At 53.1% G+C, this 25,046-nt stretch carries 5 protein-coding genes; all 5 read right to left on the bottom strand.

Features of this window, described 5'->3' with window-relative positions; genetic code table 11:
- Positions 1 to 47: 47 nt before the first annotated feature.
- Positions 48 to 19,463, bottom strand: a complete 19,416-nt coding sequence (locus tag NH568_RS20160) for a non-ribosomal peptide synthase/polyketide synthase (protein WP_253050300.1) — start codon at positions 19,461 to 19,463, stop codon at positions 48 to 50.
- A gap of 173 nt (positions 19,464 to 19,636) precedes the next feature.
- Positions 19,637 to 21,781, bottom strand: a complete 2,145-nt coding sequence (locus NH568_RS20155) for a TonB-dependent receptor (RefSeq protein WP_253050298.1) — start codon at positions 21,779 to 21,781, stop codon at positions 19,637 to 19,639.
- 132 nt (positions 21,782 to 21,913) lie between these two features.
- Positions 21,914 to 22,375, bottom strand: a complete 462-nt coding sequence (locus NH568_RS20150; protein ID WP_253050296.1) for a GNAT family N-acetyltransferase — start codon at positions 22,373 to 22,375, stop codon at positions 21,914 to 21,916.
- Positions 22,376 to 22,547: 172 nt separating this feature from the next.
- Entirely contained in the window at positions 22,548 to 23,963 is a 1,416-nt protein-coding gene (locus tag NH568_RS20145; RefSeq protein WP_253050447.1) for a hypothetical protein, read from the bottom strand.
- Between the two features lie 156 nt (positions 23,964 to 24,119).
- Positions 24,120 to 24,986 carry a formyltransferase family protein gene (locus tag NH568_RS20140; RefSeq protein WP_253050295.1) on the bottom strand — a complete coding sequence of 289 codons (867 nt, stop codon included), beginning with the start codon at positions 24,984 to 24,986 and terminating at the stop codon, positions 24,120 to 24,122.
- Positions 24,987 to 25,046: the final 60 nt, after the last annotated feature.

The following is a 25,046-nucleotide window of genomic DNA, read 5'->3' as shown; positions in this document are numbered from 1 at the left end:
AAAAGCCGTGCATTCGCACGGCTTTTTTACCTTCGACTCTGACACGCTTAATCAGTGCACAGCAAACTGTCGTAAACGGAGGTGAGTACCTCTTCGGCAGCAATGATCTGGCGATGATCATAATCCAGATGCGTCACATCAAACTCAGCGTCCAGCTCTGCGAGATAGGCATCCATCGCAGCCTGATCTGCCTGATTAGACCACCAGGCATGCGCTTTTGCCGAGGCTTCCTGAGCATACTGCTGAGGCGCCCTGGCCAGGCGCTGCAGTTCATAACCCGCCGCCAGTAAGGCTGTTAATTCCGCTTCAGGCAACTGACTGAGCGTGTGCTCAAAGAGATCCGCAAATTGCGCCTGATGCGTGATCAGCCACTGAGCCAGTGTGGCTGGGTCCCGGACAGTATCATCCAGCCCCAGCTGCAATTGCGTCACCAGAGCGTGATGCAATGCACTGTCAGGTGCCAGACTGTAGCCGCCGATCCATGACAGCGCCCAGCTACGCCAGTCCAGACTGCTTTGCGCCGCTTCACCGTGAGGGTTCCAGCTGTCAACCAGATACAGGTGACTCACCGTTCTGCCTCGCGCAGTCAGTGCATTGGCAACCAGTGCCGCCAACGCGCCACCCAAAGACCAGCCCAGCAGTTTGATGGTGCCATTCGGCTGAGCCTCATCCAGTGCCTTCGCATAATGCTGCGCCAAATCGGTCAGCGTACTGAACTGGGCGAGCTGTTTTGCAGCCGCCACACCGATACAATTAACCTTACCCGCCAGCTTCTCAGCCAGCGGACGATACGCGACCGTTAAGCCGCTACCTTCATGCAGACAGAAGAGATTATCTGCACCTGCCACGGCATCATTGAGCGGATGCAGGATAAGCTCGCTCTGGTGCGTCATCTCAGCCACCAGGCTCGCCAGATCCGGGGCTTGCCACAACTGTCTGACGGCCAGCGGCAGGGCATTATGTTGCTGCCACATACTGATCACTTTCAGACCATTGATAGAGTCTCCACCCAGCGCAAAGAAGTTATCCAGACGGCCAACCTGCTCTACACCCAGCACGGTTTGCCAGATAGCGGCCATCGCCTGTTCAACTTCCCCCTGGGGTGCCACAAAACTGGCATCACTTTGTAACTGTGCCTTTGGCAGGGCTTTACGGTCAATTTTACCATTGCTGTTTACTGGCAGATCCGTCAACGCCATGATCACTGCAGGAACCATATAATCAGGCAGGTTCGCCGCCAGGTTGGCTTTCAGCTCGACCTCGTCTGGTACACTCCCATCGTGACCACTCACATAAGCCACCAGGCGTTTACCAGCTGGCGTATCATCAGCAACAACCACCGCCTGGCGCACTGTATTGTGCTTGCGCAGCAGGGTTTCAATTTCCCCTAATTCAATACGGAAGCCACGGATCTTCACCTGATGATCGGTCCGGCCCAGGTATTCCATCAGCCCCTGCTCGTTCCAGCGCACCAGGTCACCGGTGCGATACAAGCGGCTGCCATCATCGGCAAATGGGTTCGCCACAAAGCGCTCCGCCGTCAGGTCCGGACGGTTCAGATAACCCCGTGCCAGACCGATTTCTTCGGCCATATACAGCTCACCTATCTGTCCCGGTAACACCCGCTTTAACTGACTGTCCAGCACCCAGGCCTGACGTTGTCCCAGCACCTCACCAATGGGCGCGTACACCGCATCAAACGAGCTGCCCGGCATCGCCTTCCAGGTCAAAGGCGTCACAACCGTCTCGGTCGGACCATATCCATTGATGAAGAAGTCCGGCTTCAGTACTCGCTGCGCCAGTTCAAACGAGGCCTGTGGCATGGCATCCCCACCAAAACAGTACACTCGCACTGGCGGTGGGTTACCCACCTGCTCAACATAGGCAGACAACTCGCGCAGGAATACGGGCGGGAACACCACGGTCGTAACCCCTTGCTGATGCAGATTCTGATAGGTTTGCTGTAAATCCCACTGCTGCTGTGGACGGATCACCACAGTGCCGCCATGGGTTACCGCAGACAACCAGCGTTCGTGGGCGCCGTCGAAACAGAAGGACATAAAGATCAATTCGCGATCTGCCGAGGTCAACTCGTAGCGGCGACCTATGCCGCGACAGTGTGCGGCGATTGACCCCCGACTCACTAACACGCCTTTTGGATTGCCCGTTGAGCCTGAGGTGTAGATCACATAGGCTCCCTGAGCCGGATACACCTGTGGCTGCTGCCATTGCTGTGTCAACGGAATATCTGCTATCGGATGCAAGCGGGCCTCCCCGGCAATCTCATTAAGACTATGATCGCTGACCAGGATGTGCTGCATCTGACTATCGTTGATCATGTATGCCAGACGCTCTTTTGGATAACTCAGGTCCATAGGCACATAGACCGCGCCGGCCTTAAGTACCGCAAGGAAAGCCAAGGGTAAGTCGATGCCACGGGTCAGTGCCACCCCAACCCGCTGCTCCGGACCCACCCCCTGCTCACGCAGATAATAGGCCAGCTGGTTAGACTTTTCGTACAGTTCTTTATAGCTGTAACTGTTGCCCTCACAGGTCAGGGCTTCAGCATCGGGTGTTTGCTCGGCCAGCTGGTTTAACGTCGACACCACATCCTGATACTGGGTTGCAGCCAATTGTGGCGGCTGACCCGTCAGTAAGTAAATCGGCTCAACAGCACCACTGTGCAACGGCGTGATTGCCTCACCAAAGCCCTGCTGTTGCAGTGCTTGCTGAATATCCTGTGGCATGATATCCAGCTCTGACAGGTTCAATGCTGGCTGAGTTACAAAGGCACTGAGGATCTGCTGTAAGCCCGCCATCAAAGTTGCGATCCGCTGCTCACTGAACAGCTCCTGTGCATAGTCCAGCTTCAGGGTCAGTTCACCGCTAAAGCTCTCGCTGGTATTGAGTACCAGATCGAACTGTGCCTTGGTCTTAGGCAATTCACTGGGTGCTATGCTCAGTTCCGGCAGGTTGACCAGCTCATTGTCATCCTGACGCTGGTGACTCATGACCACCTGAAACAGTGGCTGCTGTCCGACGGTACGCTCCAGCGACAAGCTGTCCACCAGCTTTTCAAATGGTAAATCCTGGTTGGCCTGAGCCTCCTGCAAACGGGTTGCAACTTGTGCCACCACCTGTTGTAAGCTCAGCTCACCACTGAGTGTCGATTGCAGGACCTGAGTATTGGCAAAGAAGCCCACAATATCCTGGCTATGGCTGTGTTGACGATTAGAAATCGGCATGCCAACGCGGATCAGAGACTGGCCACTGTAGTGATGTAACAGCACGTGCCATGCCGCCATCAGCACACCAAATAAGGTGCTGTTTTGCTCTTGGGCAAAGCGCTCCAGTGCCTGTTTCAATGCATCATCCACCACCACTTGCTGTGCAGCGCCATTGTTTTCATACAGATCACTGCTGCGATCCGTTGGCAGGGTCAGATGAGGATGTTCATCCCCTAACAGCGCCTGCCAGTAAGCAAGCTGACGTTGCTCCTCCCCACCGGCCAGCCAGTTGCGCTGCCACAATGCGTAATCACGGTACTCTGGCTGGGCTGCGTCAATGTGCAAAGTGTCACCTGTGACTGCGCTCTGATATGCCGTAACAAAATCACGCACAATCAGCTTCATTGACCAGCCATCCGACACAATGTGGTGCATCACAACGATCAGCTCGTGTCGGGTGTCATGATGTGCAATCACACCAACCCGCAACAAGGGGTCACGGGTCAGATCAAACGGTGTATTAACCAGTTTCGCCTTGAACGCCTGCTGCTCATGTGCACTGGTCGCCGAGCTGCGGGCAATCTCGCAGGCACAGTTGTCATCCACGTACTGACTGATCTTACCGTCAGCATGCTCAACAAAGCGGGTTCTGAGCACACTGTGCTTACGCAGCACAAAATCAAATGCCTGCTGAAGCGCATCCCAATTCAAAACACCATTGAGGTTGAGGCCACCTGCGATGTGATAAGCATCGCTTTGCGGCGCCAGTTTCCACAAGAACCACTGACGTGCCTGCGCATAGGATAATCCCTGGTAAGCCTGCTCAGGGGCGCTGCGCACAAGTTCAGGTATGCTGCTCTGCGCTGATCCGACCCGTTGCGCCAGACTGTGCAGCTCAGGAGCCGCAAAAATATCGGCCAGAGATAAGTTCATACCGCGCGATTGCGCCTGAGAGATCAGCTTCATGCTGCTGATTGAATCTCCGCCCAGCACGAAGAAGTTGTCCAGTCGGCCAACCTGCTCAATGCCTAACAGCGTTTGCCAGATAGACGCCATCGTCTGCTCCACCTCACCTTGTGGCGCTTCGTATCTAACCTGGCTTTGCTGCTCTACCTTCGGCAGGGCCTTACGGTCAATTTTACCATTGCTGTTCACTGGCAGATCGGCCAGCACCATGATCACCGCCGGCACCATGTAGTCGGGCAATACTGAAGCCAGCTCAGCCTGCAATTCACCACTGTCTACTGTCACCGCCTCATGGCCACTGACATAGGCAACCAGTCGTTTGCCCGATGGGCCTTCGTCTGCGACCACCACAGCCTCGCGTACACCTTCAATCGCGTACAACGCCGCTTCAATCTCACCCAGTTCAATACGGAAGCCACGGATTTTCACCTGATGATCGGTACGGCCCAGATACTCCAGCTGACCCGCACTGTTCCAGCATACTAAGTCGCCACTGCGATACATGCGGCTGCCATCCGCCACAAAGGGGTCTGCCACAAAGCGCTCAGCACTGAGGTCGGCACGATTCACGTAGCCACGAGCCAACCCTGCACCGGCAATGTACAGTTCACCGGCAACCTCCGGCGGACACAAATTCAATGCTCTGTCGAGCACGTAGAGACGGATCCCCGCAATGGGCGCCCCAATTGGCACAGGTAACGCCGCATCGCCATGACAGGTAAAGTGACTGACATCAACCGCCGCTTCCGTTGGACCATAAAGGTTGTACAATCTGGCTTCTGGCAGTTTACTCAATGCCTGTGCCTGGACTTCACTGGGCAGCGCTTCACCACTGCACAGAATGCGACGAATACTGGTCGCCGTGTGGACCTGTTCATGGCTAATAAACGCCTGTAACATAGACGGCACAAAGTGCAGGGTCGTAACGCCAAAGGTGTTAATGGTTTCGAGCAGCTGAGTACTGTCTTTGTGTGCACCCGGTTGCGCTATCACTAACTCAGCGCCATACATCAGCGGCCAGAAGAACTCCCACACCGACACATCAAACCCAAACGGCGTCTTTTGCAGCACTTTGTCATCGCCCCCAATCGGATACGCCGACTGCTGCCAGGCAATACGGTTGTATATCGCGCTGTGCTGATTGCCAACCCCTTTCGGTTTACCAGTTGAGCCCGAAGTATAAATCACGTAGGCCAGCTGGTTCGGGGCTATGTGGTGTTGTGGCAGCTGCTGTGGATAATCTTCTAACGGCACACTACGATAAGGCACACACTGTGCAAGCTGAGACAGGCTCGCCAGTCGCTCTAGTGAATCATCCCCGATAAACAGCGACAAATCGCTGTGCTCGGCGATATAGGCAATGCGCTCTAACGGCAGTGACGGCTCCAGCGGCACATAGGCTGCACCCGCCTTAACCACCGCCAGAATGCTGACAACCATCTCCAGGCTGCGTTCAAAGACCAGTGCAACTTTGTCTTCTGCACCGATACCACGGGCATTTAGATAGTGGGCCAGCTGATTCGAGGCACGTTCAAGCTCACCATAGGTCATACTATGCTGGCCAAATCGCAACGCCACAGCATCGCTGGTGCGGGCACTTTGTTCGCTGATCAGAGTCGTGATCGGACGCTGATATGCATGCGCTGGCGTACCTGTACCCATCTCTATTAGGGTGCTGAGCTGTTGTTCATCCTGCAATGATAATAAAGACGCAAGCTGACACTGGTCGCCCTGTGTCATCGCCAGCAGCAAGTCTTTAAACTGAGAGGCCAGCGCACGGACATCGGATTCAGCCAAAACACTGCCCTGATAATTGAAGCGCAGACGCAACGTCTCTTCCTGAATAAATAATACTGTCAGCGGGAAGTTCGTTTCATCACGATCTTCGAGGATCTCAAAATGCGTCTGGCGCTCACCTTCTTGCATCAGTGCCTGATCGATAGGATAGTTTTCAAATACCAGTAAGGTATCGAACAGACCATCACGACTAAGCTCCAGCGATTGTGCCGCCAGTTTTTGGATTTCATACAGAGGCGTAAATTCGTGCTCACGCACTGCCAGTGCCGTACTTTGTTGCGCCTGCAACCAGTGCGTCAGTGACTGGGCCGGATCTACGCTCGCCACCATAGGGACGGTATTGATAAACATACCCTGGATAGCCTCGTGACCTGGCAGGTCGTTCGGGCGACCCGCAGTTGTCGCACCAAAGCACACGGTATCTCTGTCAAGATAACGGCTTAGCAACACCGCCCAGGCGCCCTGCACCAGAGTATTCTGGGTGATCCTGTGCTGCTGACAGAAAGCAGTCAGCTGCGCATACTCGCACTCACCGAGCAGTACATCCAGACCACCGAACTGTCCGCTCTGTGGCTGAGCAAAGGCGCGACTCAGGTAGCTTGGCTCCTCCAGCTCAGCCAGCTGCCCCTGCCAGAATGCCAGATTCTGTGCTTCGTCCTGCGCTGCCAGATACGCAATATAGTCACCATACTGGCCACGTACCGGAGCAAGTGACTGACCTTCATATGCTGTCAACACTTCGCCCATCATCGCAGAGCGACTCCAGCCGTCGGTCAGAATGTGATGCATGGTCCAGATCAGTGCATGTTGCTGCTCTGCCAGTGTGATCAGAATAACGCGGTTTAATCCAGGCTCAGTGGTCAGGTCGAAACCGCGACGAGATTCATGATATGCCAGCTCACGTAATCGTGTTTGCTGCTGCTCTGGCGTCAGCGTTTGCCAGTCCAGCTCCTGCCAGTCCAGTACAGCATCGCGATTCACATACTGCAAGGACAGGCCGTCCTGAGTAATAAACCCGGTACGCAGCGCATCGTGACGCTGCACCACCTGTGTCCAGGCGTCTTTAAATCGCGCACTGTCCAGGCGGGTGATCATAAAGCAGCTCTGACTGATGTAGGCTTCGCTTTGCTCAAATAGACTGTGGAACAACATGCCTTCTTGCATCGGTGACAAAGGATAAATGGAACTGATCTGATCCAGCGGCAGAGACAGGGCGTCGATTTGCGCCTGAGACAAATCGGCCAGCGGCAGATCAGAGGGAGTAAAGGTGGCCGGAGCCTGCTCACAGTGAGCAATCAACTCAGCCAGTGCATCCGCAAAATGTGCAGCCAATGCAGCCACGCTCTGGCGCGCCAGTCGCTCTTTGCCATAACGAATACTCAACTGTAACTGACCCGCGATAACCTGGCCGGTGATCGTCAGCTCACTGTCCATGGCAAACTGCGGATCCAATGCCGTGCCTGTGTGTTCGTCCGCCGGGCGCCAGTTTTGTTTATCAGCTGTGCTGTTATCCAGCTGGCCCAGATAGTTAAACTCAATGGCTGCACCACCCAGTGCGGCCAGCTCAGCCTGCTGGGCTTCACTGCCATAATAACGGAATGCCCCATACCCAATCCCTTTATTGGGTATGTCGCGCAGCTGTTCTTTGTTGAACTTGATGGTCTGAGCAAGTTGCTCATGGCGCGTCAGTACCACCGGGAAGAGGCTAGTGAACCAGCCAACTGTGCGGCTCAGGTCAACCGTGTCTGTCCAGGCCTCCCGGCCATGTCCTTCCAGGTTAATCTTATGGCTCGCCTGTCCGGTCCAGCGGTACAGTGCATCACTCAGCGCACTGAGCAATAAGTCGTTAACCTGAGTGCGATAGGCCTGACCCGCACGCGTCAGCAAGGCCTCGGTTTGAATCGCATCCAGCGTCACCTCAGCCACCTCTGAGTCTCGATAGTAGCGGCTGCCTGTATCGTTTAGCTCAGGCAAGACACTGTTGACTCCGGCCATGCTCTGCCAGTAGGTAAATTCGTTTTCATGCTGCGCCGGGTATTGCTGAACTTGTTGTGCCCAGAACTGATAGCTGTGGCTCTTAGTGCCCAGGTCGGCATCAGGCTGTTGCCACAACCGCGTTAAATCTTCCAACAAAATCCGCCATGATACGCCATCGACCGCGAGATGATGCACCACCAGTAATAATCGTGCACTGCCATCTTCCACCGTCATGTGTACGGCGCGTAACAATGGACCTTCGCTCAGGCTCAGGCTTTGCTGAGCCTGCTCCGCCAGCGCTGTGATTTGCGTGGAATGAGTATCCCGATACCAGATACTTTGCTCGGCCATGTGTGCGTCAAACGCCGCATAAGCCTGCTGCCACTGTCCCGTCTCATTTTGCAGATAACGCAGTCGCAATGCATCATGGCGTTCGAGCAGGGCAGAAATAAGTTGCGTCAACAGCTGCGCCGCCATTGGTTCAGTCAGGTGCAGCATGACCGCCTGGTTCCAGTGAGTGCGATTGACCATGTCACGCTCGAAGAAGGCGTGCTGTATTGGCAGCAAACTCACCGCGCCAGTCACCTCTTGTTGCGGTATGGCATCTTCGCTTAACGGGGTCATCAGAGGGGCCAGATTAGCAACTGTTTGGTGTTCAAAGATCTGCTTGGCGCTCAGAACAAACCCTGCCTGACGCAATTTAGCGATGATCTGCAGGCTCAGGATCGAGTCGCCGCCGAGTGTAAAGAAGTTATCGTCCCTGCCCACCTGCTCAAGTCGCAGTAACTGCTGCCATATCTCAGCAAGCAGCATTTCCTGCGCCCCTTGTGGTGCCTGATAGACTTTATCAGCCTCAGCCTGTGGCGCAGGCAGTGCTTTGCGGTCGACCTTGCCATTATGGGTCAATGGCATCTGTGGCAGTACCATGATGAGGCTGGGTACCATGTAATCCGGCAGCTGAGCCGCCAGTGACGCGCTCACTTGCTGACTGTCCAGTTCAATGCCCGCAGCCGCGCTGACATACGCGACCAGGCGGGTTGAGCCAGTTCCCTGGTCAGCCACGACCACGGCGTGCTCTACCCCAGGGAAGGCCAGTAGTTTTGCTTCAATTTCGCCGGCTTCAACCCGATAACCGCGGATTTTAAGCTGCTGATCACAACGCCCGACATATTCCAGCTGACCCTGCTGATCCCAGCGTACCAGATCTCCCGTGCGGTAAAGACGACTGCCATCGTTGTCGAACGGATTCGCGATAAAACGCTCTGCTGTGAGTCCAGGTTGTTCAAGATAGCCCCGCGCCATTTCAGCACCGCTGATATAAAGTTCACCCGTCATGCCATACGGCAGTAATTGCAGGCTTTCATCAAGAATATAAAGTGCGCGTCCACCGATTGGCTGACCAATGGGCACATAGTTACTGCCAAGTGCAGCACCTTGTTGCTGCGTCCAGGCCAGCGGTGTGATCACCGTCTCCGATGGACCATAGGCATTGATAAAGCGAGTGTCTGGCGCATGCTCTAAGAGGCTGGCACAGTGCTGTGCAGACCAGGCTTCCCCGCCGACAATACATAAGCGAAGCGGTGCAGGCAGAGACTTAAATTGCTGCAAATACGCCGGTGTAAAGCCCATAACTGAAAGTTGCTTGTCCCTTGCAAACTGCTCAAGCTCGGGCTGAGACAGCAGCTTGAACTCATCCAGCACCACACATGCCCCAGCCAGCAACGGCCCCCATAACTGCTCAATTGAGGCATCGAAGCCAAAGGAAACAGATATCGCACAGCGGTCCTGTGCCTGATATTGATAAAGCGACTGTACGGCGTTGCAGTGACCCTGTAAGGCCTGATGACTAACGGCCACTCCCTTAGGAACCCCGGTGGAGCCAGACGTATAAATCACATAAGCCAGTTGTTGAGGGTGAATAAGCGGCTCAGCTCGCTTGAGACCCTCATTGGCACACAACTCAGGGCGATACCGGATCAGCGTTTGCGCTTCGCTCTGATAGTCAGTATTCACAGTGACCACCCACTGACACTGTGCTGTAATAGTCGCGACACGCGCAGCAGGTAGCTCGGCATCAACGGGCACATAACAGGCGCCACTTTGCAAAATAGCCAGGAAACTCACCACGGTATCAATGTCACGTCTGAATACCACCGCTACTTTGTCTTCGCTGCGAACGCCCTGCTCGATGAGGTAATGTGCGAACTGCTGGGCACGTGCCTCCAGCTGTGCATAGCTCAGTGTCTGGTCAGCCAGGCTCAGTGCCACGGCATCCGGCGTTAGTGTCGCCTGGCGCCGCAGTTGGGCAACCAGATTGTCAGCTTGATCGGCACCGGCCAGATAAGGAGTATGCTCAGGCAGCAACCTTTGTTGCTCAGAATGTGGCAGCACGTTGAGGGTGCCTACAGGCTGAGTCAGATCGCGCTGCATCGCAGTCAGGATTGTTGTCAGGCCATAGAACAATGCCTCAGCACGCTGAGCGCTGAATTTCGCGCTGACATAGTCCAGTGACAAGGTCAGTGAGCCGTCTTCGCGCTCCAAAGAGTTCAATACCAGATCAAACTGCGCAACCTGGGTATCAGCCTGGCCCTCCTGAGCTTGCAGACCGCCGAACTCAGTCAGGGCGTTTTCTTCCACGCGTTGATGGTTATACAACACCTGGAACAACGGGGACGCTGCCAGGTTGCGTTCCAGATCCAAGCTATCCAGCAACTTTTCGAACGGCAGATCCTGGTTGGCCTGAGCACCACGCAGCGCCTGATTTATGCGAAGCAAGACACGCTCCAGTGAATCACTGCCTTGGATCTGACTGTTGATCACCTGAGTATTAACAAAGAAACCGACCATGGCCTGAGTGCCGCTATGATGACGGTTGGCCACCGGCATGCCTACCCGGATCTCGCGCTGGCCACTGTACTTGTGTAATAAGATCTGCCATGCGCTCATAAGCAGGCTAAACAGTGTGACACCCTGTGTCGATGCCAACGCCTGCAATGTTTTGGTCTGCTCCTGGCTCAATTCATGAGTGAGGGTGTCGCTGTGAAGCTGAGAATCATCCCCATCCAGATCGCTGGGCAGAGCAAGCGTTGGATGCTCATCCCCCAACTGGGCCTGCCAGTAGGCCAGCTGTTGCTGCTCTGCACCATCGGCCAGGTAATCACGCTGCCACTTAGCAAAATCACTATACCGTAAGGCGTTTGCTGCCACATCCAGTGTTTCACCGTTGCGGGCCGCTTCATAACCGCGCACAAAGTCCGCAACAATCAGCTTCAATGACCATCCATCAGAGACAATATGATGCATGACCACCACCAGCTCATGCTGCTGTGGTGCGTCACAGATCACACCGACCCGGACCAGCGGTCCCCGGGTTAAATCAAATGGCGTGCTGATCAGTGTCTGTTTAAAGTCACTGCGTTGTGCCTGTGTCGCACCAAGCTCCAGGTAAGCGATCTGACAAGGGCTGGCTTGCAGCGTCTGTGTCGAGACGGTGCCTTGCTGATCTTCAACAAATACCGTGCGCAGCGCAGCGTGCTTGTTCACCAGGTGATCAAAAGCCGACTGCAATGCGCTGCGGTCCAGCTCGCCGGTTAAGTGCAATGCGCTGGGTAAGTGATAAGCGATGCTCTGCGGGTCAAGCTTCCACAGGAACCATTGACGTTCCTGCGCATAAGACAGGCCACGATATTCATTTTCCTGACGCGGGATCTCTGCTATCACACTGCCCGCATTGAGACTGACAGCCAACGCCTGAAGTGTTTCGGCACCAAAGAGCGTTTGAATGTCGAGGGCTATCTCTTTGTGCTTGGCTTGCGCAATCACACGCAGGCTGCTGATAGAGTCGCCCCCCAGTGCGAAGAAATTGTCCAAACGACCAACCCGCTCAACACCCAGAACATCCTGCCAGATGGCAGCCATCGTTTGCTCAATGTCGCCCTCTGGCGCCACATAGCTGAATTCGCTTTGCAACTCAGCTTTGGGTAAAGCTTTGCGGTCTATTTTACCATTGCTGTTCACTGGCAGATCCGGCAATGCCATGATCACTGCAGGTACCATATAATCCGGTAGGTTCGCCGCCAGTATGCTCTTTAACTCTGCGTCGTCAGGCAGTGCACCATCATGTCCGCTGACATACGCCACCAGGCGTTTTCCTGCTGGCGTATCGTCGGCAACAACCACCGCCTGACGCACTGTGTCTTGTTTACGCAATAAGGTTTCAATTTCACCCAGTTCGATGCGGAAACCACGGATCTTAACCTGGTGGTCAGTCCGGCCCAGATATTCCATCAGGCCTTGTTCATTCCAGCGCACCAAATCACCGGTGCGATATAAGCGGCTGCCATCATTGGCAAACGGGTTGGCCACAAAGCGCTCGGCAGTGAGATCGGGACGGTTCAGGTAGCCCCGTGCAAGACCAATCTCCTGTGCCATATATAGCTCACCAATCTGTCCTGGTAACACCAGGTTGAGTTGGCTATCCAGCACCCAGGCCTGTCGCTGCCCCAGCACTTCACCAATGGGCGCGTACACCGCCTCAAATGAACTGCCAGGCATGGCCTTCCAGGTCAATGGCGTGACCACAGTTTCAGTCGGACCATACCCGTTGATGAAGAAACTGGGTTTGAGCACGCGCTGCGCCAGCTCAAAGGATGCCTGTGGCATCGCATCCCCGCCAAAGCAGTAAACCCGCACCGGCGGCGGATTACCTACCTGCTCCACATATGCCGACAGTTCACGCAAAAATACCGGTGGAAATACCACTGTGGTTACGCCTTGCTGATGCAGGTTTTGATAGGTTTCCTGCAGATCCCATTGACGCTCAGGACGGATCACAACCGTGCCGCCATGGGTTACTGCTGACAGCCAGCGCTCATGGGCACCATCGAAACAAAAAGACATGAAGATCATTTCGCGATCCGCGGCGCTCAGCTCATACCGACGCCCAATGCCCCGGCAGTGCGCTGCAATTGAGCCGCGGCTGACCAGTACGCCTTTGGGGTTACCTGTCGAACCCGAAGTATAAATGACATACGCGCCCTGCATTGGATATACCTGAGGCTGCTGCCACTGCTCAGTCATTACAATATCCGCCAGACAATGCAAAGTTGCCTCACCGGCAATCTCATCCAGGCTGTTATCACTGACCAGAATATGCGCCATCTGACTGTCGTTGATCATATATGCCAGACGCTCCTGCGGGTAGCTCAAGTCCATTGGCACATAAACCGCACCAGCCTTAAGTACCGCCAGGAAAGCCAGTGGCAGATCGATACCCCGTTGCAGCGCCACCCCAACGCGCTGCTCGGGCACAACCCCTTGCTCACGCAGGTAGAAGGCCAGCTGATTTGATTTCTCAAACAACTCTTTAAATGTATAGCTGTGACCCTCGCATGTCAGGGCCTGTGCATCCGGTGTCTGCTCAGCCAACTGGTTCAGCGTCGACACCACATCCTGATATTGTGTGGCCGCTAACTTCGGCAGTTGACCTCCCGGAATATAAATGGGCTCCACTGCACCCGAGTGCAGTGGCGTGATGGATTCACCAAAGCCCAGCTTTTGCAGTGTCCGCTGCTGTGATTCATTGATCAGCGTAAGTGCCGACAAACGGCTTTGCGGTGACGCTATGATATTCAGCAGCAGACGTCTGAATTGCTCTGCCAGTGCCTGTACATCGGCGCCGGCAAGCTCACTACCCTGATAACTGAAATGTAACCGCAGCGTCTCTTCCTGAATAAAGCTCACCGTGAGCGGGAAGTTGGTTTCTTCTTTGGCCTCACCGACAGTAAATTTGGTCTGTTGTTCAGCACGGGTTTCAAGTGCTTCCGCAAGCGGGTAGTTTTCAAACACCAGCAGGGTATCAAACAAGCCATGTTTGTCCATTGCCAGATGTGTCGCCTGTTTTTGAATATCGTATAAAGGCGTAAATTCGTGTTCCCGACCGGCCAGGTTGGCCGATTGCAGCGCCTGCAGCCAGTGACTCAAAGACAACTCAGGGCGCACTTCAACCATGACCGGCATAGTGTTGATGAACATCCCCTGGATCCGCTCAGCCCCTGCCAAATCGCTCGGACGCCCTGATGTCGTGGCACCAAAGCACACCGCTTCACGACCAAGATGGCGACTCAGCAAGAGTGCCCATACTCCCTGCATCAGAGTGTTTGGCGTCAGGTGCTGGGCTTTGACAAACTCGCCCAGCGCAGCATCTTCGTGCTCCGTTAGCAGTAAATCGAACGCGCTGTAGCTGCCCTGCGAGGGCGTGGTAAAGGCCGAACTCAGATAGCACGGCTCCAACAATAAATCGGTTTGCGCCTGCCAGTAAGCCAGATTAGCGGACTGATCTTGTTGTGCCAGATAGGCGATATAGTCACGATATTGGGCCTCTGCCGGAGGCAAAGTGTGACCCTCGTACAAGCGTAACACTTCTCCCATCAGCGCCGAACAGCTCCAGCCATCAGTCAGAATATGATGTATGGTCCAGATAAAGGCATGTCGTTCAGGTGCCAGCTGTACTAACACAAAACGCTGTAAACCCGGCGTGCCATCGAGCTCAAAGCCCTGGCTACGCTGTTGCTGAGCCAGCTCATGCAGCTTCAGCTGTTGCTCATCGGCGCTCAGGTGCTGCCAGTCCAGTGTCTGCCATTGAGCAGCCAGGGTTTTCACAACAAACTGCAGCGGTTGAGGATCCAGACTTAAGAAGCCACTGCGCAGTACATCATGACGATCTATCACCGTCTGCCATGCGGATTTAAAGCGCGTAGCATCAAGCCCGGTGATGTCCAGACTGGTCTGATTGATATAGGCTTCGCCCTGCTCGTAAAGACTGTGAAACAGCATGCCCTGCTGCATCGGCGACAGCGGATACAGGTCCTGTAACTCAGCACCGTTAATCGCTAAGGTATCCAGTTGCGACTGACTCAGTGCGGCCAGTGGCACATCACTGGGGGTGAGGCAGCCGGCAGCCTCTGTACAATGGCCGATCACAGCGACTAAGGCCGCCTCCAGATGCCTGGCAAAGGCCGTCATTGTCACTTCGCTGAGTCGCTGTGCACCATAGCTAATCACCAGTTGCAGGCGGCCATCGCTCACCTGACCATTGATACTGATCTCACTGTGTGGCTCAAAGTCCGGGCTGAAAGCGGCACCGCTGTGCTCGTCGGCCAGACGCCAGGGGGCCTCTGACTGAGCCAGCGTATTATCCAGCTGACCAAGATAATTAAACTCAATTTGTCCCAGAGGTTGGGCTGCCAGGCAGGACTGGGCTTGCGCATCACCATAGTATTTCAGTGCCCCATAGCCAATACCTTTGTTTGGCACGGTTCTGAGCTGCTCCTTGTTATGTTTCAGGGTGTCGCTCAGGGTGGTATGTCGGGTCAGCTGAACCGGATACAAGCTGGTGAACCAGCCTACCGTGCGACTTAAATCTGTGTCCAGATCCCAGGGTTCACGGCCATGTCCTTCCAGGTTGATCAAACACTCTGCCTGTCCGCTCCATTGATACAAGGCTTCGCTCAGCGCGCTCAGTAATAGTTCATTGACCTGAGTCCGGTAGCTTTTGCCAGCGTCGTGCAGCAAGGTTTGAGTTTGCTGTGTATCCAGTATGGCCTGCACACTGGCACTGTGGGCAAGCTTACGGCTGCCCTCATGATTGAGGTCAGGCAAAGTCAACTCGGGAGCCTGCTGCTGTTGCCAGTAGTTCAGTTCGTCACTGTGAGTGTGTGCATAACCACTGAGCTGTTGTGCCCAGTACTGATAGCTGTGGCTTTTGCTGGCAAGTGACGGGCTAACTTGCTGTTGTAACTGGCCATAAACCCGCGCTAAGTCGTCGAGCAAAATACGCCATGACACGCCATCCACCACCAGGTGATGGATCACCAGCAGCAAGCGTGCACTGCCATCGTCCAGTGTCATATGCACCAGTCGGGTCACCTCAGCTTCGGCAATATTCAGGCTGCGCTGTGCCTCTTCGGCAAGCGCCGTTATTTGAGTCGCCTCAATACGACGCGACCAACAACTGGCCGCTGCCTGCGTGGCATCAAATTCCGTATAGTGCTGCTGCCACTGCTGCGACGCATCTTTGACAAAGCGCAGGCGCAATGCATCATGGTGTGCGATTAATGCAGACCAGGCTTGCTGGATCAGCGTCTCGTCCAGCGGTGTGTCCAGTGTCAGCAGTAGCGCCTGGTTGTAATGGTTTTTGTTGTCCAGCTTGGTGGTCAGGAACTGTTTTTGAATCGGTAACAGATCCACCTCACCTTCCACCTGCTGTGCTATCGCCTCAGCCTGGCTCAGTTCGCTTAACTGAGGCGCCAAACGGGCAATGCTATGCAGTTCAAAAATCTGTTTTGGTGTCACCACATAGCCGTGTTCACGCAATCCGGTTACAATCTGCAGACTCAGGATCGAATCGCCACCGAGTTCGAAGAAGTTATCCAGTCGACCAATTTTCGGCTGGCCCAACACGTGTTGCCAGACACTTGCCAGCGCCTCTTCACGCGCGCCTTGTGGCGCTTCAAATAGCGCCGATGAGGTATTGCTTACCTTTGGCAGGGCTTTACGGTCAATTTTACCGTTACTGCTTAACGGCAGCGTATCCAACACCATGATCACCGCTGGCACCATATATTCAGGCAGAGCCTCAGCCAGTGTTGCTTTTAGTTGTTCGCTATCCAGAGTCTGCTCAGCGACGGCTGAAACATACGCAACCAGGCGTGTCGCAGCGCCACTGTCGTCAGCCACAACAACCGCTTCGCGTACCCCAGACGCTGCGTACAGCGCTGCTTCAATTTCACCTAATTCTATCCGGAAACCACGGATCTTAACCTGATGGTCGATACGACCGAGATAATCCAGCTGACCCTTAGCATTCCAGCTTACCAAATCACCACTGCGATACATGCGGCTGCCATCCGCCGCAATGGGGTCGGCAACAAACCGCTCGGCACTCAAATCAGGGCGACTCACATAACCGCGTGCCAGACCTGCACCCGCAATATAGAGTTCTCCGGCAATGCCTTGCGGACAGAGGTTCAAAGCGCGATCCAACACATATAACCGGATCCCCGCAATAGGTGCACCAATTGGCACTGGCAGATCAGCACGACCATGGCAGGTGAAGTGACTGACATCCACAGCCGCTTCTGTCGGGCCATACAGATTGTAAATTGCAATGCCTGGTAACTTACGCATTGCCTGCGCCTGTACTTCGCTGGGCAACGCTTCACCACTACATAAGATCTGTCGAATGCTGGTGGCCGTAGCAACGGCTTCATGACCTAAAAACGCCTGTAACATTGACGGTACAAAGTGCAGTGTGGTCACGCCAAAGTGATTGATCGTGTCGATCAGTTGCGCACTGTCTTTGTGTGCACCAGGTGGGGCCACTATCAGCTCAGCACCATACATCAGCGGCCAGAAGAATTCCCACACCGAAACATCAAACCCAAAAGGGGTTTTTTGCAATACTTTGTCACCGGCGTCAATGGGGTAAGCTGACTGTTGCCAGGCAATGCGGTTGTATATAGCACTGTGCTGGTTACCGACGCCCTTGGGCTTACCGGTGGACCCTGACGTGTAAATCACATAAGCCAGTTGGGTTGCGGGGATCTCATGCGTCGGCAAGCTATGCGGATAGTGTTCAAGCGCCAGTGTCGAAAGTTCAACACGGGGGGCCAGATCTGCCAGGCTGTCCAATCGCGCCAGTGAGTGGTCACCCAAGAACAGGCTCAGGCCACTGCTATTGGCGATGTAAGCAATGCGATCCGCCGGTAAAGAAGGCTCCAGTGGCACATAGGCTGCCCCCGCCTTCACCACCGCCAGAATACTGACCACCATCTCGATGCTGCGTTCGAACACCAGCGCCACCTTGTCTTCGGCGCCTATGCCTTGCGCGTTCAGATAATGAGCCAGTTGGTTTGTACGCTGCTCCAGTTCCCGATATGTGAGGCTGTGCGAAGCAAAACGCACTGCAATCGCATCTGGTGTGCTGGCACTTTGCTGGCTGATCAGGGTTGTAACGGGCTGTGAGTAGTCAAACACCTCAGCACCGGTCCCTGTGGTGATCAGGTCGGATACCTGTTGTGCACTTAGCAGAGGAACATTATTGACCTCAGCACTTGGGTCACTCAGGCAGCTATCCAACATCATCTGTAATTGCGCCAGGCAAGCCCGAGCAAATTCAGCATCATACAGCTCACGGGCATAGATAAGGTTTAGACTCGTTCCTTCACTGAGGTCTTCAATCACATCCAGCTGCAGATCAAACGGCATACCGAAACGGTACATTTCGGTGTCCAGCAGAGAAACAGATTCCAGCTGGCTTAGATTGCGCTTATCACGACGCAGGTAGTTAAACATTACCTGAAAGATAGGGTGAACACCGCTTTGACGCGCTGGCTTAAGTGCATTCACCAGCTGCTCAAATGGCAGATCCTGATTGTTCTGTGCCAGTCGGCTCATTGCCGTGTTTTTTTCTAATAACTGTACAAAACTGTCGGTATCTTCAAGCAGCAGCGGCATCACCTGAGTGTTAACGAAAAAGCCGACAAGGTTCTGAGTTTCGCTGCGATGACGATTGGCAATCGGCACCCCGACACGAATATTCTGGCTGTCGCTAAGGCGCGCCAGCAGAGCCTGCCAGGCAGTTAGTAAGACTAAATAGGGTGTGACCTGATACTGACTTGCAAGCGCGCCGATGCGCTGCCATAGCGCTGCTGGCAAAGTCTGTGTCTGCGTTGCAACCTGATAATTGAGGTCGTGTCTGTGCTGATTTTTGGCCGGCAAACGTAAGGTCTCTTCGCACTCTGTCAGCTGCTGCTGCCATACCGCCAGCTGGGTATCATAGCGTGGTTGATGGTCCTGCTCATTGTCCCATTTCGCAAACTCCAGATAGCCCGACGCTGGCGAGGCAATATCTTTACCAGCATAAAGTGCAATAAACTCATCTAACAACTGCTGCATTGACGTGCCGTCGGCGATGATATGATGCAAGGTCACGATCAGGCTGGTTCGCCCCTCCCAGCGGGCAATGGCAATACGCAACAGTGGCTCACTGCACAGCGCAAATGGTTGCTCAACGAAACGACGAATGCTTGCCTGATCGCTATGCTCCCCAAGTTCAAGCTCATGAACAGGTAAAGACTGATACCCGCCATCGCACTGCCAGACCTGCTCTTGCTCCTCAACAAACTGGATCCGCAATCCAGAGTGTTTTACCAGCAAGGTCTCAAATGCCTGCCTGACCTGAGCGGTGTGTAATTCACCCTGAAAATGCAGTGCCCCGGCCAAATTGTAGGAGACATCCTGAGGATCCAGCTTCCAGGCATACCAGAGGATCTTCTGTGCGGGTGTCAGCGGCACTCGCTCACCTGCTGTCAACTCAACCTGGAGCTGGCCGGCATTGCTCTGGGCCTGGTCAATACGTGCTTTTAAGCGTTGTTGGTCTTCGGTTGATAGGGAGGAGATAGCGCGATTTCTTCTGGTACGTCTTTGCTGTGACATTCTGGCTCCACTGCAGTCAGTTTGATTCTGATTTCAAAATATGACTGCTAGACGAATGAACACGGCAAAAATCCAGCTTAGCGGGTAAAAAATGTGACTTTGAGCTAGGTACCTGAGTGGGCTGTACAGGGAGAGAAAAATGCCCGCTTACGCGGGCATGATAGACTTACAAATTAAAAGGTGTAGCTGAACGAGATACCCATGTTTCTTGGGTCCGTGTAGTCACCGTAGATAAATACGTCTGAGCCGGTTACCCGACCTGCACTGATCAAGCTGTCATGATCGAAGGCATTGTTTACATAAGCATCGATACGCCAGTTTTCCTCAACATAGGCGGCAGAGAAATGAAACTCGGCGTAGTCGCCTGCCAGGTGCTCAGCTTTTTCACCCAGCTTGCTGTAATATTCACCCACATAGTTGCTACGCGCCGTTAGTTGGAGCTTATCTGTGGCCCAGAATTCCAGCCCTAATCCAGCCGTGATATCGGCCGCCATTGGAAGCGCTTTGTCACGTACTGTTGGGTTTTCAGCATTCGCTTCGTCAACCGTGCTGTCCATCCAGCCAAAGCTTGCTGACAAGGTCAGATCTGGGTTGATGGCATAGCGCGCTTCAGTTTCAAAGCCGGCGCTTTTTACTTTCGCCAGGTTAATGATGCTAAAGTCATTCGGGTTACCCGTTGGGCCGGTACCGTAATACTGGTAATCCTCGAAGTCATTGTAAAACACGTTTACCGCGAAGTTTAAGTCACCGTCCATAAGCGTAGAGCGCAAGCCGACTTCGAAAGTATCGACATACTCAGGCTCAAAAGTGTAATTGCTCATGCTAAACCAGTGGAAGTCACCACCGCCCGAGCTGTACCCTTTGCGGAAGCTGGCGTTGACTGTGATGTTATCGTTTAAATCGTGCAGATAGGCCAGTTTTGGCAGGTAAATGCGATTATCAACATCGATGACAAATTCAATATTGGGCATGCCAAATCGTTTCGCCATTTCAGCACCGTCGAAGAGTCGATACTGCTCTTCGTCCTCGATACGGCCACCAACGACCACACGACCCTGCTCGCTCACCTTGATGGTTGCCTCACCATAGATTGCCTGGTTTTCACTGTCATCAGTCCCTTTGTAGTAACCTTCACGGAAGAAAGTCTGGTCACGGTCATTCATGTACAAACCCAGATAACCACTGACAGTCTCATTACCCGCAAAGCTCACCTTCGCATCATAGGTTTTGCCACTGTCGTTCATGATCACATACCAAGGCTCAGGATACTGTCTGAACTCATAACGGTAGTCGGTATCTGACAACATGATTTCAAGGTTAATCGCATCACTTATCTCATAGCGGGTGCGTAACGACCAACGATCATATTCTGTGTCTTTATCACGCGCATACGAGCCTGCGACTGGGCCCGCGGGTGTAGGTACCACCTGATAGGACACAACACGGTCTGATAACTGCGGACCAATTTTGGTATTTTCCGGATCATTGCCATTTAATACCGGTCCCTGGAAGCCCCAATGGCGCTCACCGGTTTCTTCACTGCGTGAGTAATGAAGCAGCATATCCAGGCCACTGAGTGCAGCGGGTTGCCATTTTAGCTTGATGTCCATGCGAGTATCTTCAAGCTCTTTTGGATTAAATGGATACACCACCAAAGGAGAGGTGCCTTTATAATCCATGTACGACTCCCCTTCGTTACGCTGAACGGTGGCGCGCAGTGCAAGCTGATCTTCCAGTAGTGGCACAGAGACCATACCCGACAGTTCCGTGTTTTCGTTCAGGTCTGAATAGCCAATACGGGTTGCGGCTTCAAAGTCAGTCAGTGAGGGCTCTTTGGTCTTGATGTAAACAATACCACCGATGCTGTTGCGGCCACTGTTTGACGATTGTGGACCTCGCAGCACTTCGATTTGCTCAACGTCCCACAGGCCAAAATCACCGCTTAGCTTAGCAACAAACGGGTCTGAAACACCGTCACGCATAACAGACACACGCGGTTTAGCACCCGATGAAAATGAACTAAAGCCCTGTGATACACCTTCACCTTGCAAGCCACGGATCGTCGGCAGACTATCTGTAAATACAACGTTTGCAATGCCTGATAAGGCATCCAGCAGGGAATTAACCTGACCACTTTTCAGTTGCTCTTGATCAATAACGGCAATAGACGACGTGGTGTCTTTTAGTGAACGTTGTGTGTTTTCACCATACACCACTATCTGTTCAATCGACTTCAGGTCTTCTTTACTATCGTCTGCCATGACGGCATTGGAAACGGCGAGTGCGAGCGGCAGTAAGCTGTATTTGAGTGGGTTCATTGTTTCATCCTAGTTGTATTTATGACACCCAGACGAACTCCCCTCGCACAAATTTAGTACGAATTATAATAATTATCAAAAAGATAACTTCAGCTGCATTTACTGGTAAATTTGCTACTCAACTGTTTACTTTTAAGGCATGGGTTGGTGCAATTTCATCTCCAGCAAACAAGGTCTGAATCCTGCTTTTTCATAGGCACGAATAGCGGCTGCATTGTCGCTGTAGACGTCTAAATAAAAATCATACACTGACTGCTGATTACACCAATCCATCAACTTTGTCATGATCTGCTGATTGAGCCCTTTGCCACGATGCTCCGGATGCACGTACATAAAGCCCAGATAGCCATGTTGTGCATGGTCAAGTTGCGCCTTGGACTGGCGGATTTGGGCATAGCCTGTTGCGATGATGCTGCCATCAATTGTGCCAACAATAAGGTAACTATGCTCATCATTCAGTAGGGCTGGTAAATCATAGTAGTGTGCATTGTCTGCTTTAATGGCAGCGTTGAAAGGACGCTCAGCCTCAATGACGGTCTGCTCCAGTTGTTCAAGACGTGGAATATCTTCGTGAGTAGCAACTCGTATCTGCATCAAAGTACCTGTTGGTGTTAATTAAAAATGGAGCTCTACTGTCTCACAATCAGGGAACAGGATGCAAAGGTGCGGCACAGCGCGACTGAGCCTGAATAAGAAAAAAGCCACCTGGTTTTACCCGAGATGGCTTACTAACACTACAAAAATGGTTAAGCTCGATCTGCTTTGCTTAGTCGTCGTGATTGTGCCCCTCTTCACTCTTGGCAATACCTAGCCACACGAGTTTATTCGGAATCACATCCAGTTCGATGGTCTGCACCAACTCACCAGTCTCCAGATCGTACTTTTTAATTTGTTTCGCTATTGGATCAGTTACAAACACAGCCTCTTCGACATATGAGGGCGCCAGTGAAAAACCATGATCTTCAGGCATGTTTACTAAATCTGCATCAGTAATCGTCACTTCATGCGCCACTTCCCAATGGTGCTCACCGTCGTGGTGTTCACCCTGATGTTCGCCGTTTTGTTCTGCTTCGTGCTCGTGCCCTGACAGAATGCTCAGCTTACCCGCACTGTCGAGTGTCACTATGTGCTCACCATCATGACTAAAGCCAAAATAGCTCAGGCGATGATTGTCAGTGACCTGCCACTCCAGCGCTTCCAGCTCCCCATCTTCCGGGTGCAACATAAACAACTGATTACTCGCACTGACTATGAACTGCTCCTGCTCATGATGCCCTTTTAATGCACCAACACGCATGCCCTCTGCAAAGCTTTCTGGGTTAGCCACTTTAGTTGCACTAAACGACTCACCCTGTTGCGTGACAATGGCCACACCATCACCACACCCAAATGCAATGGTGGTGTCATTTTGCGCACTGCCGTGCAGCGCAGGACAGGTCACATTAAACACCTGCTCCTGATCGAAATGGTCATCATGTGCATGGTACAAAGCAATTTGTGAAGGCAAGATAGAGTCGCTCTCGCTGTCACGTAACGTGCTGATCAGATATTCGCCTCTTGCCTGGGCTGCTCCATGCATGTGCGTGCTGTAATTCAGCTTAACGACCTGACTGCTCTCACCGCTGATCTGCGCTTCACCAAACATAGCGACAGACGCCGTTTGCTGAGTGTCTGCATCGCCATCAGAAAAGACGGCAATCCCGCCTTCACTCACGGTAACATGGGTCGGCTTAGTTGATGTCAGCTGCAAAGACACATTACCAGGGGCATCTTCATGATTGTGAAAGTGGTCGCCATGGGCTTCTCTGTAGAGGCCGCTATCGACAAACTCCACCATGCCTTGCTCACGCTGGACCAAAATGGCATAGCGGTGGTTTTCTGACCCATAGGCATATTGTGGTGCATACGTCAGGCCAACTGTTCCAATCAGGCTTTGCTCTGCTGCAGAGTAAATATTGACAACGTTGCTCTCGCTACTGGTGACCAGCAAGCGACCCGCGACATCTTTGATGTCTTCGTCATGGTCGTGCGCCTCTTCACCCGCTTTGTTTTCGTCTTCCGTTACCGATTCATCAGAAGACACAGCCTGTTGCGTTTTGGTTACCTGATGGTCTGTACCACCACAAGCAGACAACAAGATTGCAGATACAGCTGCAGCCAATACTTTTGCTCTGAAAATCATCAATACTACTCTACAGTTAATACGTTATATTGTAACAATACAGACATGTTATAATATCACAAAACCAAACGCAAGAGCCGAACTCTGTAAAGTGTGTTTTTCAGACAAATTGCAGGTGAAGAAAGGCAATGGGCACATCCCATTACCTTGTTACTATCAGGCAGGCTCAGCGTCAGCTGCTACAGACTTGGGTAAGCGTTGCTCTGCCAGTAACTTCAGGCCATTGATCATGGCGGGGAAAAGGCTCTGCTGAAAGTTGTTCCAGCGCATCTCGATAATGGTATCGTCCGGATTAATATGGGTATCCATCACATCGGTGATCACCGGGCCTGAATCGATCCCCTGATCAATATAGTGGAAGGAAGCCCCTGTTTTATCTATCACCGGCACACTTACGGTTTCTCTCGTCGCCCAATTAATGACTTTCTGACCACGTGCCCCGTAAAGCGCATCCAAAGTCGCGGTCGCACCGCGACGCTGATAAGGTGAATCAGCCCGCGTGATCCCCGGGTGAATATTCACTATTTTATTGTGGTATTTGCTGTGTGTACTGGCTAAGTCGTCCAGGATCAGGATGAGTCCATCCAGCAAAACAACATTGGCCTCAAGTGCATCCAGCTGCGCTTCCAGTTGTGCTTCAAACTCTTTTTTTCCTGCCACCCGCTCAGGTGAATTCAGCGGTGTTTTGCGATAGCTCGATGGAATATTCTGCAGTAGCTCATCCACCGGCTGCCCCTGAATGTTAAGTGACTCCGGGTAGATCCAGGGACCTTTTGAGGTTCCTCGCTCCAGGCCATAGTCTTGCAGCTTGCGCTGATCAGGTCCATGACTCAGATCATCATCGAAAATAACGGCTTTCAGAGCGTACTGCTGACCCAAAGAGGTTGTATTAAGTTGCTCCACCAGATGCTCAAGGGGAGACATCATGTAGCGCTGCTCCCCTTTGTACTCAACCATACGTCCGGCCTGATCGGCCGCCGCATTGCGTAGCGAGCAGATATATATCAAGTTCAGTGTTTTCATCATTTATCCAGATTATTATTTATCTTCGCACTGTACATCGGTTGCACAGTGCATCTGTAA

The sequence above is a fragment of the Pseudoalteromonas sp. XMcav2-N genome (assembly GCF_024124545.1).
Taxonomy (GTDB): Bacteria; Pseudomonadota; Gammaproteobacteria; order Enterobacterales; family Alteromonadaceae; genus Pseudoalteromonas.
This window is presented reverse-complemented; position numbering and strand designations above follow the sequence as displayed.